This is a genomic window from Frankia sp. KB5 (assembly GCF_002099325.1).
GTDB classification, from domain to species: domain Bacteria; phylum Actinomycetota; class Actinomycetes; order Frankiales; family Frankiaceae; genus Frankia; species Frankia casuarinae.
This window is the reverse complement of sequence record NZ_MRUJ01000019.1, coordinates 1-3,971: the sequence shown is the minus strand read 5'-3', so window position 1 is coordinate 3,971 and position 3,971 is coordinate 1. Positions and strand designations below refer to the sequence as shown.

General features: G+C 69.0%; 4 protein-coding genes and 1 pseudogene. 2 read left to right on the top strand and 3 right to left on the bottom strand.

Going from position 1 to position 3,971, the window contains the following annotated elements; translation table 11 throughout:
- Window positions 1-740 (top strand): annotated as a pseudogene (locus tag KBI5_RS27510) (hypothetical protein); the annotation flags it as partial.
- The gene (locus tag KBI5_RS02130) at window positions 649-2,277 is read left to right on the top strand and encodes an aminoglycoside phosphotransferase family protein (protein WP_241882608.1); all 1,629 of its coding nucleotides are present in this window, start codon (window positions 649-651) and stop codon (window positions 2,275-2,277) included. The pseudogene KBI5_RS27510 and the gene KBI5_RS02130, both read left to right, overlap by 92 nt.
- A gap of 267 nt (window positions 2,278-2,544) precedes the next feature.
- Here the strand turns inward: KBI5_RS02130 and KBI5_RS02125 are convergent, their stop codons facing one another.
- The 3 genes from KBI5_RS02125 to KBI5_RS02115 all read right to left on the bottom strand — a co-directional run bounded on the left by KBI5_RS02125 (window position 2,545) and on the right by KBI5_RS02115 (window position 3,897).
- Entirely contained in the window at window positions 2,545-2,988 is a 444-nt protein-coding gene (locus KBI5_RS02125) for a hypothetical protein (RefSeq protein ID WP_035730816.1), read from the bottom strand.
- A 176-nt stretch (window positions 2,989-3,164) separates the two neighbouring features.
- The gene (locus tag KBI5_RS02120) at window positions 3,165-3,680 is read right to left on the bottom strand and encodes a TadE/TadG family type IV pilus assembly protein (protein ID WP_085014172.1); all 516 of its coding nucleotides are present in this window, start codon (window positions 3,678-3,680) and stop codon (window positions 3,165-3,167) included.
- A complete protein-coding gene (locus KBI5_RS02115; protein ID WP_023839919.1) occupies window positions 3,670-3,897 on the bottom strand; it encodes a hypothetical protein in 228 nt (75 codons plus the stop codon). Before KBI5_RS02115 ends, KBI5_RS02120 begins: the two co-directional genes overlap by 11 nt.
- Window positions 3,898-3,971 lie beyond the last annotated feature (74 nt).

Below are 3,971 nucleotides of genomic sequence, written 5' to 3'. Positions count from 1 at the left end.
CGACCTGCACGGCTTTCCCTGACGATACGGACATCCAGGCCGTCCCGTCGGCGCGCGGACGAGCCGGTCATAACGCGAACGTGCCGGAGCCCTGCCAGGACAGCGGCGCTCATGCCGCCCGCGCCCTGCGGGAGGCCGCGTATCACGCCCTGCGGGGTCGGCAGATCAGCGGCGAGAGCATCCTCGGCTATGCCGACCACGCGGTTCGCCGTGGGGGACACAGCGCAGCCCAAGGCATCACCGAGGACCTGCGCGCCCGGCTCAACGACCAACCCGACCACGACAACCTGCCCGAAGCGCTGCGGTGCCTGCAGGCTGAGGCGGCGATTCGCCTCGGCGACGCGGCCACGGTCACGGCGCTGGTTCCCGAACCGGTCACCGCTCTGGCCATCGACACAATGGTCGGCGCGCGGCTCGCCGTGGCCGCCGGACATGGTCGACGCATCGCCGGTGAGACCCGGGCCGCGCTCGACGCCTACACCCAGGTCTGGGACCACGCCACGGGGGCATCCCGGCTGACCGCGGGCCTGTGGGCCGCCGACCTTCACATGGCCCAGGGCCCGGTTCCGAGACGCGGAAGCACTCGCCACCGACCTGAGTGCGTCCGCTCCGGGGCAGGACACCGAGTTTCACGGAGACGTGGCCCGGATGCGTCACCTCGCCCACCGGTTCGCGTTCGAGTTCGACGCCGCCGCCCGCTATCTCGACGAGGCCGCCGCCCACTACGCCGCAGCCGATAGCGTTCTCGGGTTGGCCAACATCCAGACCAACCGGGYCGAACTCCTCGCCTATACCCACCCTGCCGAGGCCATCGTCGAGGCAGGCCAGGCGATCGAGATCCAACGCGAGATCGGCGCCCATCACGAGCTCGGCAAGGCGTATACCGCTCTCGCCATCGGGCAGCTCCGATGCGGTCAGCTCGACGAGGCCGAGACCTCCCTACGGTCCGCGTGCGCCGCCCTCGATGGGGTCGGGTATCGCTCCGGTCGAGCCCGCGCCGAGTTCTACCGCGCCCTGGTCCATGCTCGTCGGGGTCAGCTCGACGAAGCGGTTTCCTCGCTCCAGTGGAGCGTCCGCGAGCTGGAAGCAGCCGACGTCTACCCGACAATCATCCTCTGCTCGGCGCACGCACTGTCCATCCTCGGCATCGATGACGGGCAGGTGACCGCCGCCGCGAGCCGGGCACGGGCAGGAATCCAGCCGTTCGGCACGCTTACCGATCTTGACGCCCGCGTCGAGGACTTCGTCGCCGACCTGCTCAACGGGCACACGTGGCGGCCCGACGAACTGTACCGGCAGGCGGTCGGGCGCCCCGATGCCGCGTCGGGTTTCTACAATCACAACATCCGGATGGACACGCCGGCCGGAGACGTGATTGTTCGTATCCCGATTCCGGGCAGCGACATCATGGACCTGATGATCTGGCCGGAAGGGGACGTGCTGCGCGCCATCCGCGGGACCGTGACCCACGCGCCCCGTCTGCTCTACGCCCGCATGCAGCCCCGCTATCAGATCGTGGAATTCCTTCCCGGTCAGCTCCTCGACAACACCGCACCACGCGGCACCCGTGTCCCCGACCACGTCATCGGCGACGTCGTGGAACTCTTCGGGCAGCTCGGCCTCGTCCCGCGCGAACGCCTGCCGCAATCGCCGCCAGGCTGGCCGGCGGACGGGCGGACCGCCGACTTCGCCCGCCGCCTGTCCGCTGTCACCGCAGGCGTGCATTCCCGGTTCCTTCCCGACTTCGGCGATCTGTACGCCGAGTTCGGCATCCCCATCGACGCGCTCACCGAGATCAACAGTCGATGGACGACGCTGCACCCGCGGCCTTTCCGCCTTCTCCATACCGACATCCACCGCAAGAACATCATCATCTCGGATGGCCAAGCCTACTTCCTCGACTGGGAACTCGCCCTGTGGGGCGATCCGGTCTATGATCTTGCGGTCCACCTGCACAAGATGAGCTACCAGCCCGACGAGTCAGCCGCACTCGTCCATGGGTGGACCTCCGTTGTCAACGGTCCGGCCACCGAGGGATGGCAGTCAGACCTCGACACCTACCTCTCCCACGAACGGGTGAAGTCCGCCATCGTCGACACCGTCCGCTACACAAAAATCATCACCGAAGGAAACCTCAGCCGCGATGACACACATGCATTCATCGACAAGCTCGTCAGGAAACTCGCCGCCGCGCACGCCGTACTCAGCAACCGAGTTACCATCGACCACGAGGCCGCCGCAGCCCYCATACAGCAGTGGGCCGGCAGACGCCGATAGCCAGCCCAGCAAGAACGGCCAGGTGTCCGCGCGGATCGACATCAGTGGAGTCCACGGACGTGGTGTACATCGCGTGGCGGCCGAGTTTTGGGGAGCCAGTCACGCTTCAGGGACCGCAGACCGGACTCTGCTCCCCCAAATTCGCCGACCTGGCGCGCCGAGCCGAGTTGCTCCCCGAGCCGGACAAGTCCTTCGCCGCCAAAAAGTCCACCGGACCCCGTAAAACCTTGCGATCCCGCGTAACCCCGTGAACGTACGAAACCCCTGCTAGGGCTGGGTTTCCCGCCTGTCGGCGCGGAACTGATCAATCACTACGGTGAACTGGCCGTTAACCGTGACATCGGTAATGCCGGAGAACAAGGCGCCGGTTCCCGGCAGCGCCACGACCGTACGGACACAGACGACGAACGACGCGCCCGGCTCCAGGGTTGCCGCGCCGTCTCCGGGATCCCCCGCACCACAGTCGGCGCCCTCGGGAGCGAACCGGACCTGTGGCGCGCCGGGGACGCCCTGGTCGGCGAGGGCGAGCTGCGCGGCGAGCCGCGCCCGGTCCATGCCCTGCGTCTCACTGTCCGCGGTGGCGAACGCCCGCCCGGCCTCCCGGGCGGCCTGGGTCACCCCGAACGCCGCGCGCTGCACCGCGAAGACGCACAGGAACAGGTAGACGAACGGGATGAGCAGCACGACGGACAATCCAACGAATTCGATCATCGCCGAACCGTCGTCGGCCCTGGTCGCCCGGCCTTCCTGTCCGGGCCCGACAACGCGGCCTATGCGACCGACGCGGCGCACGAAAGCCACACAACCTGTCCTGATCATCATGATCGCCCGCGGCAGGGAGTGCAGGATCGCCCGCGCGACCCGATCTCCCGCCACGCCACCCCTCGTCACGGCAGTTCCTTGAGCGCATGGCCCTTCACCGTGATCGTGATGCCGTCGCCCAGTGGGACCAGGACGAGCGGCACGGCAACCCGGCAGGTGACCTCCGCGAGCGGCGTGCCACCCGGCCCATCGACCTGCGCCCCGGTGCAGACGGCGTCGGACCGTCCCGGGATGGTCCGCGCGATGAGGGCCTGGGCGTAGGGACCGCCCTCGCTCGCCGGTACGCCGAGGTTGGTCGCGTGCCTGGCTCCCTCCGCGGCGTCCGCCGCGAGCGTGTTGCGGATGTGCAGCACCAGGCCGACCTGGATGATCCCCAGGATCAGGAAGAGCAACAACGTCCCCACCAGGATGAACTCGACGACGGCCGATCCGCCGTCAGCCGCGTCAGCCGCGTCCGAGGCGTCCGAGGCGTCCGAGGCGTCCTCGACGCCGTCCTCGACCGCGTCCGGTCGGTGCCCGGTTCCCCTGGGGCCGCCGTCGATCCCGTCCGGCCCCGCGGCGGCCGCGAGCTCAGCCGCCACCGCCGATACCCGACACCGAGTTGATGGCCGAGGTGAACAGGTTCTGCAGGGCGGGCGTCGCCAGGGTGGCGATCGCGACCACCAGCGCCGCCGTCATGACGGTTATCATGACCCAGCCGGGGACGTCCCCCCGGTCGCGATCATGGCGGCTGCCCGATGCGACGGCTGACCGCCAGGCCCGCCATCTCGCTTTCACGGCCTGCCCTGTTCGTCCCATGTCTCCTCCTTCAGGCTGGCTGATCCGACCTCGCCGGACGGACGCGTCCACCCCGCGGGCGGCCACCTGCGCGC